The organism is Pseudomonas sp. B21-015 (genome assembly GCF_024749285.1).
GTDB lineage: Bacteria > Pseudomonadota > Gammaproteobacteria > Pseudomonadales > Pseudomonadaceae > Aquipseudomonas.
Genome location: NZ_CP087196.1, coordinates 1,660,367 through 1,679,091, shown reverse-complemented (window position 1 = coordinate 1,679,091; position 18,725 = coordinate 1,660,367). Strand labels below are relative to the sequence as shown.

The window sequence follows — 18,725 nt, the reverse complement described above, 5'->3', positions numbered from 1 at the left end:
TTGAAGGGTGATGGGTAACATTGGGAAAGCGCCGACGGGGGAAGCCGATAATTATTGGTAGTTGTTTATGTGTTGCCTGTCAGATCGCCTTCGCGAGCAGGCTCGCTCCCACAGGGGAACGCATTCCAAATGTGGGAGCGAGCCTGCTCGCGATGAGGCCAGAACGGCCAACACAAAAACCCAAAGCATAAAAAACCCCACCAAGCTCAACACCTGGTGGGGCTTCGATGACTCAGGAATCGGCGCTTACGCGACGTTCATGGTCTTGTGCGTATCAATCAAATGCTGCACCACACCCGGATCGGCCAGGGTCGAAATATCCCCCAACCCGTCGTATTCCGCCGTGGCAATCTTGCGCAGAATGCGGCGCATGATTTTGCCCGAACGGGTTTTCGGCAGGCCCGGCGCCCACTGGATGACATCCGGCGAGGCAATCGGGCCGATCTCTTTACGCACCCAGTTCTTCAGCTCCAGGCGCAGTTGCTCGCTCGGCTCTTCGCCAGCGATCAACGTGACGTAGACATAAATGCCCTGCCCTTTAATGTCGTGCGGCACACCCACCACCGCCGCCTCAGCGACTTTCGGGTGAGCGACCATCGCGCTTTCGATCTCGGCGGTGCCCATGCGATGCCCGGAAACGTTGAGCACGTCATCCACGCGACCGGTGATCCAGTAGTAACCGTCTGCGTCACGACGCGCACCGTCACCGGTGAAATACATGCCACGGAAGGTCTTGAAATAGGTGTCGACGAAGCGATCATGGTCGCCATACAGCGTGCGCGCCTGGCCTGGCCACGAATCGAGAATCACCAGGTTGCCCTCGGCAACGCCTTCGATGATGTTGCCCAGGTTGTCCACCAGCGCCGGCACCACGCCGAAAAACGGCCGTGCCGCAGAGCCAGGCTTCAGACCATGAGCACCCGGCAGCGGGCTCATCATGTTGCCGCCTGTTTCGGTCTGCCACCAGGTATCCACGATCGGGCAACGGGATTGGCCGACATTCTTGTAGTACCAGTCCCACGCTTCCGGGTTAATCGGCTCACCGACCGAGCCCAACAGACGCAGGCTGCTGCCATCGGCGCCTTCGACAGCGGCGGTACCCGACGCCATCATCGCGCGGATCGCGGTCGGCGCAGTGTAGAGGATGTTGACCTTGTGCTTGTCGACGATCTTCGCCACCCGGGTGATGTCCGGGTAGTTCGGCACGCCTTCGAACAGCAACGTGGTCGCGCCATTGGCCAGCGGGCCGTAGACGATGTAGGTGTGGCCGGTAACCCAACCGACGTCGGCGGTGCACCAGTAGATCTCGCCCGGGCGGTAGTCGAACACGCGCTCGTGGGTCATCGCCGCATACAGCAGGTAACCGCCGGTGGTGTGCTGCACACCCTTCGGCTTGCCGGTGGAGCCGGAGGTATAAAGGATGAACAGCGCTTCTTCGGCGCCCATTTCTTTCGGCGCGCACACACTGCCCGCCACTTTCATCAGGTCTTCGTACCAGATGTCGCGATGCTGGTTCCACTTGATGTTGCCACCGGTGCGCTTGCACACGATGACTTTCTGAATGCTGCTGGTTTCCGGGTTGGTCAGCGCGTCGTCGACGTTGGACTTGAGCGGGATCTTCTTGCCGGCACGAACACCTTCGTCGGCAGTGATCACCACTTTGGATTTGCAGTCGATGATGCGGCCAGCCAAAGCTTCCGGCGAGAAACCACCGAACACCACCGAGTGAATCGCGCCGATCCGGGTGCAGGCCAGCATGGCAACCACGGCTTCGGGAATCATCGGCATATAGATCGTCACCACATCGCCGCGGTGTACATCCTGGCCGCGCAAGGCGTTGGCGAACTTGCAGACTTCTTCATGCAACTCGCGGTAGGTGATGTTGCGGCTTTCGGCGGGGTCATCCCCTTCCCAAATGATCGCGATTTGATCGCCGCGCTCGGCCAGATGACGGTCGAGGCAGTTGTAGGAAACGTTCAGCGTGCCGTCGGCGAACCACTTGATGTCGACATGGTGATCGTCGAAGGACGTCTGCTTCACCGTGGTGAAAGGCTTGATCCAGTCGAGTCGCTTGGCTTGTTCACGCCAGAAGCCGTCCGGGTTGACGACCGACTGCTGGTACATGGCCTTGTAAGTGGCCTCGTCAGTCAGCGTATTGGCTGCTACCTCGGGACGAACGGGATACAAAGAAGCCGCACTCATCTTTCTTACCTCGGTGGAATAGTTGTTTTTGTATGGCCCAGTTGTAGCCGGGCGGCGCCTATAGAACCATTCGACGATGGTAGTAACAAGCCCCTACAGAATGTAGCTATATCGCGACAAGGCGCTCAAACCCGGCTATTCCGGGCCCCCGTAGGCGCTAGCGAAGCCTGCGATCTTTTGATCTTTACGGAGGATTGTTACCAAATCTGCCAAAAGTGTTTATCAAAAGCACGGCTATATGCACGCCATCCCCAGGCCTAAAATCGGTCTCGCCAACAAGGCAACGTGATTAACCCAGTTGCAGCCCCCACGAAGGCCGTTAATCCAAGACTCTTTATTAAAGCTCCACACGCAATCCCAAAAAGATTGCGTGACCCCATTCGACCTCAGAAAGGTAAATTTGAAATGAAAGCTTTGTTAGTTCTGGCCCTCAGCAGTCTGTGCGCAACCGCCATGGCGGACGAGGTCCCGACTGATGTCGCACAGCAACAACCCGTCGTCGAGGAATACACCTACTCCACCCACCTGGACATCGCCAAAGTGATCTCGATTAGCGAAATCCCGAATGTCTGCGAAGTGGTTCCGGCCAAAATGGAATACGACGACTCCAAAGGCCAGCGGCACATTCTGCGCTACAGCGTCATGGGTACCGGCTGCTCCAACGGCTGATCCGCCCCCACTTTTATCTCCCGAGGCTCGACCCATCCTTTTTTAAGACAGATGAAGCGCCGAGCCTTGTATCGATGAAATCGATTGTTTTAAGCATTTATTTGCGATTTTTAATCTAATTATCTGGCGTAGTATGAATTCCACACCCAAGGCACACCACGCCAACGAATCTGGAGCCACTACCATGAAAACCAAACTGATCCTCGCCCTGACCCTTTCCGTCCTGGCCGCCAACACCTTCGCCGCCGATGGCTACGACCGCACAGGCTCGGCTGCTTTCAACGACGCGGCTGTCGCTTCTGACGGTTACGACCACACCGGCTCTGCCTCTTTCGCGGCTGACGGTTTCGATCGTACCGGCGCTGCCAAAGTCGCTGCTGACGGCTCCGATCACACCGGCGCCGCCAAGGTTGCTGCCGATGGTTCCGACCGCGTGGGGGCCGCTCGTTTCAGCTGAACACCCAGCGCGACCTCACAGCCCGACTTCGGTCGGGCTCAGTTGTGTCTGGAGTGGTTAAAAATCGACCAAAACCACAACATGTAGTGAAAAATATGGTTTTTTGGTTGTTTTTTGAGCAACGCTTTTCAAGACCCTTTGCAGCTCAGAATTGCACACAATCTCGCCCACAAAACCCCGTCTATTGCCCTGCAAGCCCCGCCCCACCTGGCTTGCGCCGCAACAGCTGCCCGTAACGGCGCGAACACCCCGGCCTCACCGTCAAAAACCAGCCAAAACAGGCGAAAAAAAAACTTCCTCCGCCAAAGCCCTGTAAACCCTCGCTCCAACCAGAAAACGCCCCTCGCCAACCGCTCCAGGTGCCATTTCGCCGCACCACGGGGCTGAAAATTTCCTTATAATGCGCACTTAAACGGGCCTGCAATATTCCCTTACAGGGGTGAAAAGCCAGTCTGAAGCCCACGCAGAGCGGCTCACGTTCTCTGCGCCCATCAGTGGCTTCGGAACACCCGTACAAAATTCTGTTTATTGCCTGCGTTGTACTGCTGCAACAAACGATTTCCTTTAGATCCAACGCGGCCAGAAAAGGCTGTGTGAAAAACCAACCTATCAGTTTTCACACGGGCAATCTGGCCCTCACGCAGGAGACGACACGTCATGCTGAGCTGGGACGAATTCGACAAAGAAGATGACGGCGAAGTCGCTGTAAAAGGCGCCAATGCCGGCCACGCTTCTGAAGCCAACATGGACCGCCTCGACAGCGCCGGTGGTGCCGCCGCTCAAGAGGCCCGCGCCGTGACCGCGACGGACTCCGCCGCGATCGCCCGCGCCAAGGCTGCCCTGGATTCCCTCGACGTCGCCGAAGGCCTCGCCGAACTGGAAGGCGCCTCTGCCCGTGTAGCCGTCGATGAAAAGCGCATGATCAACTGCCGCGCCGACCTCAACCAGCTCGTGCCATTCAAATACGACTGGGCTTGGCAGAAGTACCTGGACGGTTGCGCAAACCACTGGATGCCGCAAGAAGTCAACATGACCGCCGACATCGCCCTCTGGAAAGACCCGGAAGGCCTGACCGACGACGAGCGCCGCATCGTGATGCGCAACCTCGGCTTCTTCTCCACCGCCGACTCCCTGGTTGCCAACAACCTGGTCCTGGCCGTGTACCGCCTGATCACCAACCCGGAATGCCGCCAGTACATCCTGCGCCAGGCCTTCGAAGAGGCGATCCACACCCACGCCTACCAGTACTGCATCGAATCGTTGGCCATGGATGAAGGCGAAATCTTCAACATGTACCACGAGATCCCATCGGTCGCGAAAAAAGCCACCTGGGGCCTGAAATACACCCGTTCGATCTCCGATCCGAAGTTCGAAACCGGCACCGTCGAAACCGACAAAGAGCTGCTGCGCAACCTGATCGCCTACTACTGCGTTCTGGAAGGCATCTTCTTCTACTGCGGCTTCACCCAAATCCTCTCCATGGGCCGCCGCAACAAAATGACCGGCGTCGCCGAGCAGTTCCAGTACATCCTGCGCGACGAATCCATGCACCTGAACTTCGGCATCGACGTGATCAACCAGATCAAAATCGAAAACCCGCATTTGTGGGACGCTGAAATGAAGGAAGAAGCGAGCCAGATGATTCTGCAGGGGACTCAGCTGGAGATTGAATACGCTCGGGATACCATGCCACGCGGCGTGTTGGGCATGAATGCGGCGATGATGGAGGATTATCTGAAGTTCATCGCTAACCGTCGTCTGTCGCAGATTGGTTTGAAGGAAGAGTATCCAGGGACGACTAACCCGTTCCCTTGGATGAGTGAAATTATGGACTTGAAGAAAGAGAAGAATTTCTTTGAGACTCGGGTTATTGAGTATCAGACTGGTGGGGCTTTGAGCTGGGATTGACTCCTAGCTGAACCTTCCCCAAATAAAAAGCCTCGCTATTGCGAGGCTTTGCACATCTAGATTTTAATATTCAAAAAGCTTTCTTTAGAAAAACTCTAAACAAGCGAAGGTCTAACTAAGGACATTCATGCTGTCGACAAAACCAACCATAATAGATTTATTCTGCGGCTGCGGCGGACTTGGATTGGGCGCGGAGCTAGCCGGTTTCCACTCGCTAGCGGCTGTCGACATTGATTCAGACCTTCAATCAGCCTATCGCTTAAACTTCCCCAATACCAAAACTATTCAGGCCGACGTAGGGCTACTTGACCGAAAATCCTGGAAAGAAATAATCGGCGATACACGTCCCGACGGGATAGTGGGTGGTCCACCTTGTCAGGGGTTTAGTAGGATAGGACGGAGGCAGCCCAATGATCCTCGCAACAACTTAGTCGGACATTTTTTTCGCCAAGTCATAGAGCTAAAACCATACTTCTTCATCATGGAAAATGTGGAGGGAATACTTGATGATGGAAATCGAGAAATCCTTTATGCGGGATTAGAAACCGTCCCAAAAAACTACATAGTCCTGGGCCCTGTGCGAATAAATGCTCTTGACTGCGGCGCGGCAACTTCCCGCAAGAGGATTGTAATTATTGGCTACGACCCGTCTCATGTTGAAAAAATAGAGCTTCTATCGTTATTAGAAGAAATAAATCGACCACCTACGACTGTGGAGCAAGCAATTTACGATTTGCCTTCTCCTATATTGTCAAAGCCCGCGTCAAAATCAGACTACACGTGGGCCCTATACCCAGAATCAAATCAAATTTCAGACTATGCAAAGTATTTAAGACAACTACCTCCAGCAGGGCTCGGTGCCAAAATATCTATTGAAAACCTACGTAACGGCAAGGTTTCTGGGCTAATGGGGACCAGACATACCGACATAGTGATTGACCGATTCCTGAATACAACACAAGGAAAAATTGAGCCTATTAGTCGATATCCTAGACTGAACCCAAAAGGCTTTTGTCCGACTCTTAGAGCGGGAACTGGGAGCGACAAGGGAAGCTATCAAGCAATGAGGCCGATACATCCGATAGAGCCTAGAGTTATTACTGTAAGAGAAGCAGCTCGACTGCAAGGGTTTCCGGACTGGTTTCTATTTCATCCAACTATCTGGCATTCGTTTAGAATGATCGGAAATAGCGTATCCCCGGTAATGTCTGCGCGCCTACTATCAGCCATTCGAAAAAAACTCGAACAAAAACTCGCCGCCTGACGGAATTATAAAATGAAAAAAATAGACAATGAAGTCAATGAGCCCGGTGAAGTCCGCGTAAGCTTTTCGTCCGACCCTGACTATGTAATCAAAGGACTAACTTCTGACGTGACGACGATCGAGTGCATCTACGACCTTATCGACAACTCGATAGATGCCGCACGAAACTCGCTTTTAAAGACGGATACAAAAAAAGATAAATTTGGACTTCCCGCATCGTACAACGGTTATGAAATCAGAGTTTCAATAGACAATAAAAACGTCACCATTCTGGATAATTGTTCTGGTATTGACGAACAAACCCTTTCCAATAAGACCTTCACGATAGGAAGCCGTTCTCAACACCCTTACGGGATCGGACACTATGGCGTAGGCTTAAACCGAGCAATCTTCAAACTCGGGGCAAGGGTTCACCTTACAACAGACGACGGAACTGACCAATTCTCTCTGACATTTTCCGAAAGCGAAGTTAGAAAAGCCGTAGCGAACACCTTAGAAATTAAAGCAATTAAACTAAAAACAACAAATAAAAAATTCAACCTTATAAAAATAAGCGACATAAACAGTGAGGTTTATTCTGATTTGGGCTCTGCCATTTGGCTTAAATCCACTACAGAAGAAATTCGAAAGCGTTATGGAATATTCACAAGTAAAAACTTAAAAATCCTGATCAACGACGTTCCAATTGGCACCTTTGGCCCTGAAATACGCGATCCGGTTTTTTTAAGAAAGCGGGAGAGAACGCTATTCTCTCAATCGCGTGTAAATATATATATGGAATCAGGCCTACACCAGGACTACCGAATCAGAAGTGTCGATAATGACTACCAGGAGTTAAAATCTGGAATACCCGAACTAACTAAAGAGTATGGATGGTATATTGTCTGCAATGATAGAATAATTTTAGTTGCAGATAAATCCAAAATCACTGGTTGGACGACTAGTTGGCACAATGAATATCATGGGTTTCTAGGATGGGCTTACTACGTAAGTGAAGACCCATCTTTATTACCATGGGACAGTAAAAAAACCGGCATAAACAGTAACAATAAAGCGCACGAAGAAAGCTTACCCATACTGAAAGGCCTTGCTGACAGCTACAGAACCGACAACCGTAAACTCAGAAAGACTAAAGCCGCTGCACCAGCATCCAACCCTACTCCTATTATCCGACCAAAAGACCCTAGTGCATTGTCCGGCTCTCAGAACTCTAAGCCGAAAAGCAATGATTGGAAACCTGCCGCTGGAGTAGGCGCTGGCGTTACGACCAACAATGAAAAAAACAACTTACATACAAATGACATGGACTACCTCGTCTATGACATCAATACAATTTCAACATCGCCACGCACCACCTCCCTACTGCAGGAAGCGAAAGAGATTTCCATAAAACAACATCCATATACGGCAATTGTGCTGTTACGGGTCTTATTCGAGTGTGCGCTACGCGAGTTTGCAATAAGACATAAATTTTACAACACAATCAAAGAATCATATTTTTCAGAGCAAGACTTTGCTGGAAGACCGTTTACTGACAAGCAAAAAAAAGATTACTCACCCAATCTTCAGAAGATGATTACGTGGTTACTGCAAAACACAGAAAATCTTCCGAATGATCATAGACGGGCTGCCAGTCTGTCATTAGGAAAATTCAAAAAAGACCTGTCCACTATAAACGGAATTGTGCATGAAGATGGCGTACTAACGGACAACTCTGAAGTAAACCAAATAAGAAACAATGCCTACAAAGCACTACAGACACTCTTAGAAAACTAATACGTTATTTCTTGTCTGGGGGAGGGGCATACCACCCTCCCCCTTTTGATTTTTTAACACGCCGTTTAATAGCTATCAAAAACACTAGAAACCTCTCACATAAGATACTGATTTTTCTCGATTGACGACGTATCCAGGCTTCCCTACGCTATTCGCAGGTGCCTAAGAAACGCCCAACGTAGAAAGCTGAGTTCCTCACACATACAACTTGTGCTGCCGTTAAAAGACATGCGCAAAACGTGGGTGAAAAAACTGCTTGTTGGGATTTCTTAGATTCTCTACGTCGGGTGCTGGCCTCCTACAAATTTATCTGTAGAGGTAATAGAAATGCCCACATTAAATCCGCATGACCACCTTCCACTTTTGGAGGTCGGCCCTGAACCTTTCATTTCAACAATTTTTCTACGCCAAAATCTGCACCTACATGCGCTTCTTGTGGAAAACCAACCTTGGTTCTGCGCCCGAGATCTAGGTCGCTTAATGGGATTCCATCTGAGTGATCGCGTTGTCAGCAAACTGGATGAGGATCAGCGACATACGTTATTGATTACATACTATGGGAAATCAGAAAAGCGACTAATGCTCAGCGAATCCGGAGCCTATGCGTTGCTGGTCTACCACTACGCACCGGGTAATCGGTTATTGCGCGAGTGGTTGACCCATCAAGTGGTCCCAACATTGCGCGATGCGGTGCAGTCAAAAAATGCTGACCGACCGATGTTAAGTTTGTTGGATTGGCCAGAAATGTCGTTGAGTCTGTTGCATTGGCAAGATGAAGGCTGGATTCGATTGCGTGACATGCCTTATCTGCTGCCAAATCGTACGCGGCGGCGAGTACCGACGGTTAAGCCTTGGTGGCGAAAAGTACTGGATATATTTCAGTTTTCCAGGCACTCGGTGGGTTAGTGCCATTACTCTTTCGTAGGCATCGACTGAGCGATGCGTCGGTTAATTCTGTAGGAAATTTCGTAGACATTCGTAGTGGCCACTCAGTATCGTCCGAGGGTTTTCAACCCTCGGCGATCTTATGGATATTGGAACCAGCAACACCGATTGGAGTGTCACTGAGCTCGAAGCAGCAGTTGACGCTTATCTGAAGATGCTGAAGCTCGAAGAGAACGGGCAGAAACTCAACAAGGCCCACGAAAATCGAACTCTGCGAGCGGGCGCGTTGGCTGGGCGCACCGAAAGCTCCGTCGAGTTCCGGATGCTTAACATCTCAACTGTGCTGGAGCGGATGGGCAAGCAGCGCATCAATGGCTACAAGTCAGCACCTCATGTCGGCTCGAATGTCGAAAACTCAATCCGCGACGTCCTTGCCAGCCGAGGTATTCTCGCCGGCGACGAATCCATTCCTACCGCCGATGATGACACGCTAGAACGCCGCGCCGTTGCGCTTCAAAAGCAAAAGATGAAGCAACCGCCAAAGGGCATTTTGAAACCGAAACGCGCTCCAAATTCAGGTTCGGTGTACGTGCGTGATCCCGAAGTCAGAGCCTGGGTTCGAAATGTAGCCGAAGGCCATTGTGAAGGCTGTGATCGGCCCGCTCCGTTTCAAAAACTCGGACTACCTTATCTGGAAGTCCACCACGTCAAACCTCTCGCGAAAAAAGGTTCGGACCGCACCACCAATGCTGTTGCGCTGTGCCCGAATTGCCATCAGCGCTGTCACCATGCGACCGATAAAGACGACTACACCGAGTCACTGTATTTGAAGATCGGCCGACTCATTCGTGAGTAGGCTATCCAGCGGTTTTCCAGACTGGCCTTGACCTAACGGTGACACCGTTAGCATGCTCTCCCAAGATGCATGGCAGTCGAGAGGGCAAATCTGAATGTGCGCTGATAAAGTCACACCAGAACAGCGATCCAAGATCATGGCGCAGGTAAAGAGCAAGAATACGAAACCAGAGATGGTCGTTCGGTCCTTGTGCCACGCGATGGGGCTGAGGTTTCGACTTCATCGGCGAGATCTGCCAGGCACACCCGATCTAGTGTTCCCAAAATATCGGCTATGTCTTTTTGTTCATGGCTGTTTTTGGCATCAACACGGGTGCAAATACACATCGACGCCTAAAACCCGCCCCGATTACTGGGCAACGAAGTTCGGAACTAACGCTAGCCGTGACGAGCGATGCATCAACCGATTAAAGCTGATGGATTGGCGGGTGGATGTGATTTGGGAGTGCGAGTTAAAAGACCTCGACCGCATCAAAGAAAAAATTCAAATGCTCACCACCCACCTCGAATAGACGCCTTACCTAAAGGACTTAGAGCCCCACCATGAAATTCGACCTCGCCTACTGCCTCAGCCTCGACGACAAGCTGTCGATCTATGACGTGCGTGATTTGAATTTCGACGAGACGATGGAGTTCGATTCCGCCAAGGAGCATTTCCAGTGCCCCAATGACAATTGCAGGGCGGCCTTTGATGCGGCGAATGTGCTGGGAACATTCAACGCCAAGAATGTGAATTACGTACGCACGCCGCACTTCAAGAACATCCCCAGCACCCGGCATGTCGAGGGTTGTCCTTATGTCAGCCTGAAAACGCCGGCGTCGGGCCTGGAGGCGGACGGGGCGGAATCGGATGACAGTCGGGAGGAGCATTTCCCGTCGGAGTTGTTGCTGACTCGACGTGAGTATGTGCGCAAGCCGTCCAACCCGGCGGTGGCGGCGGATGTCATGCGGGATGACCCAACACCCACTTCAGCGGCCAGTAACGTCGAGCATCCGAGCCGGGAGTCGGCGCCGGACAAGACCAGTGTCTTCGCCCATCCGGTGGAGTGTTTTGTGTCGAACTTCGAGGACAAGGATCTGCTCAAGCGTATGCCGCTGAAGATTGGCGAGCACACGGCGCCTTATGGGTCGTTCTTCAAGAAGATCGAATACCTGCAGGACAACAAGGGGCTGATTTACTGGGGCAAGATCAAGGAGATCAAGGATTACACGCAGAGCTTTCGCATCGATTTCGAACAAAAGGTCTGGGTCAAGCAACCGGGCGAGGCGAAGAAGAAGCCTTATTCGGTCAACGTTTATCTGAGCAAGAAGCTGATCGACAACTACCGCAAGCGCAAAGCGTTTCTGGAAGAGATCAAGCACGCCGTCGACAGTGACGCGCAGTTGTATTGCTTCTTTTATGGCGTGACGCCGGAGTTGAAGCAGGTGCCGAGCAAGAAAAACCCCGAGCAGACGTTCGGCGTGTTCAGTGCCAATATCGAGAACCTGGACCACTTCATCATTCGTGAAGCGCCGGGGTTGGCGAGTAAATAGTCATTCGCCCACCCTGCCGGACGTCGTCCTTAGTAAGACCTCGTTTGTTAGGTGGCCTTTGTAAGCTTGTGACATGATGCCGCTAGTATTTTCCCTGATGAGTGGCTTATCTGTGTCAGTGATTCCCCTACTGGTCTGTGACGACTCCAGCATGGCTCGTAAGCAAGTATTACGGGCACTGCCGGCGGATTGGCCGGTGTCGGTCACCGAGGCCGGTAATGGTCATCAGGCAATGGAGGCCATACGCCGGGGGTTGGGGCAGGTGGTGCTGCTCGACCTGACCATGCCGAAGATGGATGGTTATCAGGTGTTGAGCGCCTTGCGCGCCGAAGGATTGAAGGCGCACGTCATCGTGATCTCTGGTGACGTTCAGGAAGAAGCGGTGCGTCGCGTGCGTGAGCTGGGTGCGCTGGCGTTTCTGAAAAAGCCTTTCGACGAACACGAGCTGCGCCAGACACTCAGTCAGCTAGGGCTACTGACGGAATCTGGCCAGGCGTCGCTGGGGAGTCGTCCGGCGGCGAACACCGTCATCAGTTTTCACGATGTGTTCCGTGAAACGGTCAACGTTGCCATCGGCCGGGCGGCCGCCCTGATCGCCAAGGTGTTGGGCGTCTTTGTGCAGTTGCCGGTACCGAACGTGAACATCCTCGAGGTCGGCGAGTTGCACATGGCGCTGACCGATGCCAGCAGTCGCAAGCAACTCACGGCCATCTGCCAGGGTTTTATCGGCAGTGGCATTGCCGGCGAAGCCCTGCTGATGTTTCACGACTCGGAAATCGCTGACATCGCGCAATTGATGCAACGCCAGAGCGCCGACTATTCAGACCTGGAAATGCTGCTGGACCTCTCCAGCGTTCTGATCGGTGCTTGCCTGAGCAGCATTGCCGAACAGATCGATGTGGCGTTTTCTCAAGGTCACCCGCAGATCCTCGGCCAGCACGCGGCCATCGATGAGCTGATCCGGGTCAATCACAAGCGCTGGAAAAAGACCCTGGCGGTGGAAATCAGCTATAGCCTGGAAGGGCATGACATTCGTTTCGACCTATTGTTGCTGTTCACGGAAGACTCAATCGAGCGGTTGACCCACAAACTCGCCTACTTGATGAATTGAGCCATGAACGATCCTATCGATCTGAACGAGTTTCACTGGTTGCTGGCGATCGTCCAGAGCATCGACGTCGGTGTGGTGGTGCTCGACCGCGACTACTGCGTGCAGGTCTGGAACGCCTTCATGGAGAACCGCTCCGGGGTACAGCCCAAGGATGCTCACAATCAGTATTTCTTCAATCTGTTTCCCGAAATCGACCGCCAATGGTTCCGCCGCAAGGTGGAAAGCGTCGTGACCCTGGGCACGCCAGCGTTCACTGTCTGGGAGCAGCGCCCGTATTTGGTGCGGTTCAAGAACTACCAGCCGATCACCGGCCAGGAAGCGTTCATGTACCAGAACACCACGTTGTTCCCGCTGCGCTCCACCGACAGCAAAATCAACCATATCTGCCTGGTGATCTATGACGTCACCGACGTCGCCGCCAACCGGCATCAGCTCCAGGCCGCCAATGCGCAACTGCAACAACTCTCCAGTACTGATCGGCTGACGGGGCTGTACAACCGTGGTCATTGGGAAGAAAACCTGAAAGTCGCCTATGCCCGGCACCAGCGCTATGGCAATGCCACCAGCCTGGTGATGTTCGATATCGACCACTTCAAGCGGGTCAACGACACCTATGGTCACCAGGCGGGCGACAAGGTCATCGAGCAAGTCGCCAGGCTGGTCCGTGAGCATGTGCGCGACACCGATGTGGCCGGGCGTTATGGCGGTGAAGAGTTCGCCGTGGTGCTTTCAGACACCGACAAGAGCGGTGCACGGGATTTCGCCGAGCGTCTGCGTAAGGCAATCGAAGAACTGGAAGTGCTGCACAACGGCCAGAGCATCCGTTTCACCATCAGCCTGGGGGTGGCCGATCTGAGTCAGCCCTCGACCAACTACACCGACCTGATCACCTGGGCGGACCACGCGCTGTATGCGTCGAAGAAGGTCGGGCGCAATCGGGTGACGGTGTATGAGTAAATAAAGCAGCCCAACCCAACGGTGGCGGCGGACAAGAGCGTTGAAGCAGGTGCCGAGCATGAAAAACCCCGAACAGACGTTCGGGGTGTTCAGTGCCAATATCGAGAACCTGGATCACTTCATTATTCGGGAAGCGCCGGGGTTGGCGGATAAGTAATTCAGCGTCAGGGCAACTTCAATGCCACATGCCCAGCGTGTTGTTTGATCAGGTTGTACGGCAGGATGCTCCATTCCACGTTTCGGCACATGGCTTGGTTGTGGGCAAATGCAGGCAGCAACTTGATGCCTTTGTCGGTGAAATACCAGGAAGGGAAGATCCACGACTGCTCTTCACCGTAGACGCAATCATCATTTCGATCAGTCGAGCTGGTGACTTGCTCGGGATAGAGCGTACGCAATTGACCCACCAGCCACGGTGCCAATTCTTTGGTGCGGTATTCGGAATAGGCGAGATAAGCATCATAGGACGCCTTGTCGTCGAGCTCGCTTAGTTCGTAATGCTTCGGCTCGCCCCGTCCTATCCAAAGCACATCTTCCAGCGCCAGGGTCTTGCCGGTCTTGGCTTCGAGATTGAATGGCATGTCGTCCTCATCGGAATAAGACCCGCCACAGTTGGACTCGGCCCTGATGTTCACGCTGATCACCGAGGGTGACATCCACAACGGATCGGCCGTTTGGCTATAGGTGTTCATGCCGACCTGGGTGAGGCAATCATGGAAGATGACGACTTGCTGCCACAAACGCCCCATCAACTGCTGATTGATGCGTTGCTGCTCTTCGGCGGTGTAACCCGAGACCACTTCAAACATCGACATCCTGGATTGCGGCTCGCTCCACCATTGCAGTGTGTAGCCCATGAAGGTTTCGGTCTTGCCTTGTTTGAGTTTCATACCTTGCAGGCGCAAGTACTCATAAGGCGTCACGTCATGAAGCATAGCGAGATAAGGCAAAGTACCAGCAGGAACCGGTGGTAGTTTTGCTTGCAGTAATTCTATCTTCAGGGCTTTGCCTTGGGGGCTGGTCCATTCCCCAGACAAGCCATTGGGCGTGGGCCGAAGACGAATTTTCGGGCGCGGCGTGTCCTCATGATCGCTATCGTTACCCTCATCGACTACCAGCGTCTCGCCGTCCTTACTGCCACTGAGCATTAAGTCCTTGCGGTATTTTTGGTAGAAGTAACGCCCACTCACGCCATCAGGGTTATGGGTGTTCATCTCCAACACTATCGGCGATTGGCCTAACGTTCCGATGTAAACCTGCTTGCCACCGTCGGCCCCCAGCGCAGTAGAAAAGGTTGAGCACACCAGCACAACAATGCCGATCAAACGCCACAGCCCCTTGAACATCAAATCATCCTTGTATAAATGAACGCGTGCTCGCGGGAGATAGCCAGGTGCGGCTTGAAAGCCATACGTAACCCAGCCTCAAGGCAGTTGCACCGCTACACCACCGGGGTGTTGTTTGATGAGGTTGTAAGGCAGGACGCTCCATTCAACATGCCCACATGAAGCGTCTACATGAGCAAATGATGGCTCTAGCTTGATACCGTTTTCAGTGAAGTACCAAGACAGGTAACGCCACCGGTCTTCGTCACTGTAGGCACAATCCTCATCACTGGTCATTTGATCTGGATAAAGCTTACTGAGCTGCGCCACCAGCCATGGCGCGAGCTCGTTGGAACGGTACGCAGAAAACGCGGTGAACGTGTCAGGTGATTGGTCGCTTTCTCCATAGAGTTCTTCGTAATGCAGGGGTTTGCCCTCCCCTATCCAAAGAATATCCTCAAGCACCAAGGGCTTGCCGGTCTTGGCATCGAGGTTAAGCGGTACATCGTTCTGATCCGGGTAAGCGCCGCCACAGTTGTACTCAGTACCAATGTTCACGCTGATGACCGAAGGCGTCATCAACACCGGTTTGATCGTTTGGTAGTAGAAGTTCACGCCACCGCCAGCGAGACATCCGTAATAACCCACCACTTCCTGCCACAAGCGCCCCATCAACTGTTGATTGATGCGCTGACGCTCTTCAGTGGCGTAGCCCGAAACGACTTCAAACAGCGTCGTCTTTGTTTGCGGCTCGCTCCACCATTGCAGTGAGTAGCCGTTGAACGTTTCAGTCTTTCCTGGTTTGAGCTTCATGCCTTGAAGCCGCAAATATTCGTAAGGCGAGTTTTCATGGAGTGCTGCGAGATAAGGCAAGGTGTCGGCGGACACTGGCGGGAGAGTGGCTTGCTGCAACTCGACCTTGAGGACTTTGCCCTGAGGGCTGGTCCATTCGCCGGACCAGCCGTTGGGCTTGGGTTGCAAGCGAATTTGCGGGAGGGCTGTATCCTCACCATACCGCTGGTTTCCTTCGTCAAGGACCAGGATTTCGCCTTCTTTTTTGCCGGTGAGCACCAAGTCCTTGCGGTACTTCTGATAAAAGTACCGCCCCTCACCGCCGTTGGCGTTCACCTCCAGCACAATCGGCGATTTGCCCACGGTTCCGGTGTAGACCTGAGTACCGTTTTCAGCCCACAGCGCGGTAGAAAAAGTTGTGCACGCCAGCGCGACAATGCCGGTCAGACGAAACAGTCCTTTGAACATAACATCATCCTTGTATAAACGAGCACATGCTCGTGGGGGATGACCAGGTGCTGCTTGAAGCCATACGCACCAAGTCCGCAATACTTATGTAACCCAACCTCAGGGAAGTTGCACAGCCACGCCGCCGGGATGTTGCTTGACCACGGCGTACGGCAGCACTGACCAGCCCGGATCATCGCAATTGCGTTGTATGCGGGCGAAGTACGGTCCCAGGTACAGGCCTTTTGCGGTGAAGTGCCAGTTGGAATAACCCCAAACGCTTTCGTCGGTGTAGTCGCAGCCTTCCTCGTCCGCCGGCTTCTGCATTTCATCGGGGTACAGCGCGCTGAATTGCTTGATCAGCCATGGTACGAACACTTCGCGCTGATAGGTGAATCGTGCGTTGCTCTCTTCCTCGGTCAAGGATGTATCGCCAGCGCCGTAGCGGTCGGCATGCAGCAGCGGCTTGCCTTGGCCAATCCACAGCACGTCTTCCAGCGACAGGCTATGACCGGTGTGAACGTCGAGGTTAATCGGCGAATTGCCAAAATCCGGGTGAGCGCCGCCGCAGCTGTAGCCGGTGGAGATGTTCAGGCTGACCACATCGGGCGATAGGAATTGGGGGGCGACACCTTGGTCGAACTCGGCAAATTCCCTACCTCCCAGCAAGCAGCCGTGGTAGTTGATGACTTCGCTCCAGAGCCGCTCCAACAATTGCTGATTGATCCGCTGCTGGTCAGCTTTCGGGTAGCCGGACTCGATGCTGAACATGGAGAGACCGGACGCGGGCTCCGTCCACCATTGCAGGTCGTAGCCCATGAAGGACTCTTTCTTGCCCGGTTTGAGTTTCAAGCCTTGCAAGCGCAGATATTCGTAAGGGTCGCTTTTCGGCAGCGCGGCGATGAAGGGCAAGACGTCTGCAGCCGGTGCCGGGATCTTGGCCTCGGTCAATTGCATTTGCAGAACTTTGCCCTTGGGGCCTTTCCATTCGCCTTGCCAGCCGTTGGCCGTTTCTTGCAACTTCAGGGTTGGCTGGGGTTTGTCTTCGCTGTAGCGGTTGTTGCCTTCGGTTAACGTCAGGGTCTTTTCTTGCAGCGAGCCGCTCAGTTCCAGGTCGCGATGGTATTTCTCATAGAAGTAGCGGCCGGTGACTTCGTCCGGCTGGTTGGTGTTGAGTTCCAGCACGATCGGCATCTTGCCCAGGGTGCCGGTGAACACTCGTCTCCCGTCCTCGGCATGAGCAGTGGAACACAGCATGAGTAACAGCGTGGCGACTGGCGCCAGGCGTAACAATCCTTTGAACATCAAAACATCCTTGAAAGAAGCGAGCGTCTACTCGTGAAATCGTGGCACGGATTATGGCGAAGCAGCGTCCAAGAATCGATATGGTCTAATCAACCCTGATCAAACTGATGCATCAGTTCTCGAGTTTCCCGTCTCACTTCTTTGCGCCGATCACGCGCAGCCTGTATGCCTGACTCGTCGAGGCCGCAGTACTGGCGTAACCAATGGACCATCATTTCCTCATCCGGAAAGTAATAGTCCTTGTGCCCTTTACCGCCTCTCAGGGTGTAGTTCATATCACCATCGAAACGGCCAGCCGAGTATTCGTCCGAAGGCAGAGATCCCCATTCCGCGGCGCAATCCTCAAAAATCCAGGCGATCTCGTTGATGTGTTTTTGCGCACCGCGATGACCGCGTTTGTAAAACGTGTACTGGCCGCAGTTTTCCTGGAAACGCTCCATCATCGGCTCATCGTTAACCCACTGCAGGATATCGTTCTGCCCCGCATGGCGTATCAGGCCATTGATCCATCGCTCGGCAAACCGTTGAACAAAACCTTCCACGTCAGCCTTTTTCGCGTCCGCGAAAATCATGCAATAACGGGTTTCCACATGGATGACGAACAACACGTGCTTGCGTTGAACGGTGATGGCGTGGACCAGCCACTGTTCGGCTGAGTCACCCTGCTCATCGTCCTCGATAACGAACGATGGCGGTTTCTCCACGGGAGTCATTTTCTTGCCCTTGTGGACGCGGCTGAAGAAGGTGCTGGCCGCTTCGGTGCAGTTGAAGATCAACATCCCTGATCCTTTGATTAATAGGGTTATGTCGCTCAGTCTGGTCGCACGATCTCTTCAACCCACTCAAGCTCGTAAGGCTGACGAATAACACCGGAAATTTTTTCACGCGTTTCTTCGCTGAGGATAGATAATTCCGCGTCGGTCAACAGATCATGCATGACCATCATTCTCAAAGCCATGAGCGCACTGGAACGGCTACAGAGGTCGAAGGTATGAACGATATCTTTGTCCCGATCACGGGTGAGACGGTAGAGCATTCTGTACCGGGCGTGAGGCGACAGCGCACTGTGCTGGGCGATGGTTTCGGCATCGGCGAGCACACCCAGGCAGAAACGATCGAGCGCAATCTCGCGCAATTCCTTGAATTTCTTCCAGTCGCTTTCGAGGATCGGCATGACGTTCTCCTACGTGAAATGTTAAATAATGCAAAGGCCTATTCTTGCGAATAAGCCCACAGATT

Annotated in this window: 17 protein-coding genes; 11 read left to right on the top strand and 6 right to left on the bottom strand. The window is 53.2% G+C overall.

All coding sequences use genetic code 11. The features are described 5' to 3' along the window. Nucleotides 1–246: 246 nt before the first annotated feature. Nucleotides 247–2,202, bottom strand: coding sequence for an acetate--CoA ligase (acs, locus tag LOY38_RS07650; protein WP_258699489.1), 1,956 nt, complete (start codon nt 2,200–2,202; stop codon nt 247–249). Nucleotides 2,203–2,607: 405 nt separating this feature from the next. Between acs and LOY38_RS07645 the strand changes: the two genes are divergently transcribed. From LOY38_RS07645 to LOY38_RS07595, 11 genes are all read left to right on the top strand, one after another. Continuing rightward, nucleotides 2,608–2,871 (top strand): DUF2790 domain-containing protein, encoded by a 264-nt coding sequence (locus LOY38_RS07645; protein ID WP_258699488.1) that lies wholly within the window; start codon nt 2,608–2,610, stop codon nt 2,869–2,871. 184 nt (nt 2,872–3,055) lie between these two features. Next, complete coding sequence (locus LOY38_RS07640; RefSeq protein ID WP_258699487.1) at nt 3,056–3,328, top strand: hypothetical protein; 273 nt, start codon at nt 3,056–3,058, stop codon at nt 3,326–3,328. A 657-nt stretch (nt 3,329–3,985) separates the two neighbouring features. Next, on the top strand, nt 3,986–5,236 hold the full coding sequence (locus LOY38_RS07635) for a ribonucleotide-diphosphate reductase subunit beta (protein ID WP_258616658.1): 1,251 nt from the start codon (nt 3,986–3,988) through the stop codon (nt 5,234–5,236). A gap of 127 nt (nt 5,237–5,363) precedes the next feature. Then, entirely contained in the window at nt 5,364–6,500 is a 1,137-nt protein-coding gene (locus LOY38_RS07630; protein WP_258699486.1) for a DNA cytosine methyltransferase, read from the top strand. Nucleotides 6,501–6,512: 12 nt separating this feature from the next. Continuing rightward, nucleotides 6,513–8,276, top strand: coding sequence for an ATP-binding protein (locus LOY38_RS07625; RefSeq protein WP_258699485.1), 1,764 nt, complete (start codon nt 6,513–6,515; stop codon nt 8,274–8,276). Nucleotides 8,277–8,603: 327 nt separating this feature from the next. Next, entirely contained in the window at nt 8,604–9,182 is a 579-nt protein-coding gene (locus LOY38_RS07620; RefSeq protein ID WP_258699484.1) for a Bro-N domain-containing protein, read from the top strand. 121 nt (nt 9,183–9,303) lie between these two features. Continuing rightward, a complete protein-coding gene (locus LOY38_RS07615) occupies nt 9,304–10,017 on the top strand; it encodes an HNH endonuclease signature motif containing protein (RefSeq protein WP_258699483.1) in 714 nt (237 codons plus the stop codon). Nucleotides 10,018–10,111: 94 nt separating this feature from the next. After that, on the top strand, nt 10,112–10,528 hold the full coding sequence (locus LOY38_RS07610) for a very short patch repair endonuclease (protein WP_258699482.1): 417 nt from the start codon (nt 10,112–10,114) through the stop codon (nt 10,526–10,528). A gap of 31 nt (nt 10,529–10,559) precedes the next feature. Then, nucleotides 10,560–11,549: a hypothetical protein gene (locus tag LOY38_RS07605; protein WP_258699481.1), complete on the top strand. Its 990-nt coding sequence runs from the start codon at nt 10,560–10,562 to the stop codon at nt 11,547–11,549. A 97-nt stretch (nt 11,550–11,646) separates the two neighbouring features. Continuing rightward, nucleotides 11,647–12,660 (top strand): response regulator, encoded by a 1,014-nt coding sequence (locus LOY38_RS07600; RefSeq protein ID WP_258699480.1) that lies wholly within the window; start codon nt 11,647–11,649, stop codon nt 12,658–12,660. A gap of 3 nt (nt 12,661–12,663) precedes the next feature. Next, the gene (locus LOY38_RS07595; RefSeq protein ID WP_258699479.1) at nt 12,664–13,617 is read left to right on the top strand and encodes a diguanylate cyclase; all 954 of its coding nucleotides are present in this window, start codon (nt 12,664–12,666) and stop codon (nt 13,615–13,617) included. Between the two features lie 164 nt (nt 13,618–13,781). On the opposite strand, the gene LOY38_RS07590 is transcribed toward LOY38_RS07595, so the two are convergent. From LOY38_RS07590 to LOY38_RS07570, 5 genes are all read right to left on the bottom strand, one after another. Further along, nucleotides 13,782–14,963, bottom strand: a complete 1,182-nt coding sequence (locus LOY38_RS07590) for a hypothetical protein (RefSeq protein ID WP_258699478.1) — start codon at nt 14,961–14,963, stop codon at nt 13,782–13,784. Between the two features lie 78 nt (nt 14,964–15,041). Beyond that, a complete protein-coding gene (locus LOY38_RS07585; RefSeq protein ID WP_258699477.1) occupies nt 15,042–16,202 on the bottom strand; it encodes a hypothetical protein in 1,161 nt (386 codons plus the stop codon). Nucleotides 16,203–16,301: 99 nt separating this feature from the next. Then, complete coding sequence (locus tag LOY38_RS07580) at nt 16,302–17,486, bottom strand: hypothetical protein (protein WP_258699476.1); 1,185 nt, start codon at nt 17,484–17,486, stop codon at nt 16,302–16,304. Between the two features lie 89 nt (nt 17,487–17,575). Continuing rightward, entirely contained in the window at nt 17,576–18,265 is a 690-nt protein-coding gene (locus LOY38_RS07575) for a DUF6933 domain-containing protein (protein ID WP_258699475.1), read from the bottom strand. A gap of 32 nt (nt 18,266–18,297) precedes the next feature. Beyond that, a complete protein-coding gene (locus LOY38_RS07570; RefSeq protein ID WP_258699474.1) occupies nt 18,298–18,660 on the bottom strand; it encodes a hypothetical protein in 363 nt (120 codons plus the stop codon). Nucleotides 18,661–18,725 lie beyond the last annotated feature (65 nt).

Excerpts from the sequence above, each read along its gene's own strand:
- acs (WP_258699489.1), bottom strand. The coding sequence starts at position 2,202 with ATGAGTGCGGCTTCTTTGTATCCCGTTCGTCCCGAGGTAGCAGCCAAT.
- LOY38_RS07645 (WP_258699488.1), top strand. The coding sequence starts at position 2,608 with ATGAAAGCTTTGTTAGTTCTGGCCCTCAGCAGTCTGTGCGCAACCGCC.
- LOY38_RS07640 (WP_258699487.1), top strand. The coding sequence starts at position 3,056 with ATGAAAACCAAACTGATCCTCGCCCTGACCCTTTCCGTCCTGGCCGCC.
- LOY38_RS07635 (WP_258616658.1), top strand. The coding sequence starts at position 3,986 with ATGCTGAGCTGGGACGAATTCGACAAAGAAGATGACGGCGAAGTCGCT.
- LOY38_RS07630 (WP_258699486.1), top strand. The coding sequence starts at position 5,364 with ATGCTGTCGACAAAACCAACCATAATAGATTTATTCTGCGGCTGCGGC.
- LOY38_RS07625 (WP_258699485.1), top strand. The coding sequence starts at position 6,513 with ATGAAAAAAATAGACAATGAAGTCAATGAGCCCGGTGAAGTCCGCGTA.
- LOY38_RS07620 (WP_258699484.1), top strand. The coding sequence starts at position 8,604 with ATGCCCACATTAAATCCGCATGACCACCTTCCACTTTTGGAGGTCGGC.
- LOY38_RS07615 (WP_258699483.1), top strand. The coding sequence starts at position 9,304 with ATGGATATTGGAACCAGCAACACCGATTGGAGTGTCACTGAGCTCGAA.
- LOY38_RS07610 (WP_258699482.1), top strand. The coding sequence starts at position 10,112 with ATGTGCGCTGATAAAGTCACACCAGAACAGCGATCCAAGATCATGGCG.
- LOY38_RS07605 (WP_258699481.1), top strand. The coding sequence starts at position 10,560 with ATGAAATTCGACCTCGCCTACTGCCTCAGCCTCGACGACAAGCTGTCG.
- LOY38_RS07600 (WP_258699480.1), top strand. The coding sequence starts at position 11,647 with ATGAGTGGCTTATCTGTGTCAGTGATTCCCCTACTGGTCTGTGACGAC.
- LOY38_RS07595 (WP_258699479.1), top strand. The coding sequence starts at position 12,664 with ATGAACGATCCTATCGATCTGAACGAGTTTCACTGGTTGCTGGCGATC.
- LOY38_RS07590 (WP_258699478.1), bottom strand. The coding sequence starts at position 14,963 with ATGTTCAAGGGGCTGTGGCGTTTGATCGGCATTGTTGTGCTGGTGTGC.
- LOY38_RS07585 (WP_258699477.1), bottom strand. The coding sequence starts at position 16,202 with ATGTTCAAAGGACTGTTTCGTCTGACCGGCATTGTCGCGCTGGCGTGC.
- LOY38_RS07580 (WP_258699476.1), bottom strand. The coding sequence starts at position 17,486 with ATGTTCAAAGGATTGTTACGCCTGGCGCCAGTCGCCACGCTGTTACTC.
- LOY38_RS07575 (WP_258699475.1), bottom strand. The coding sequence starts at position 18,265 with ATGTTGATCTTCAACTGCACCGAAGCGGCCAGCACCTTCTTCAGCCGC.
- LOY38_RS07570 (WP_258699474.1), bottom strand. The coding sequence starts at position 18,660 with ATGCCGATCCTCGAAAGCGACTGGAAGAAATTCAAGGAATTGCGCGAG.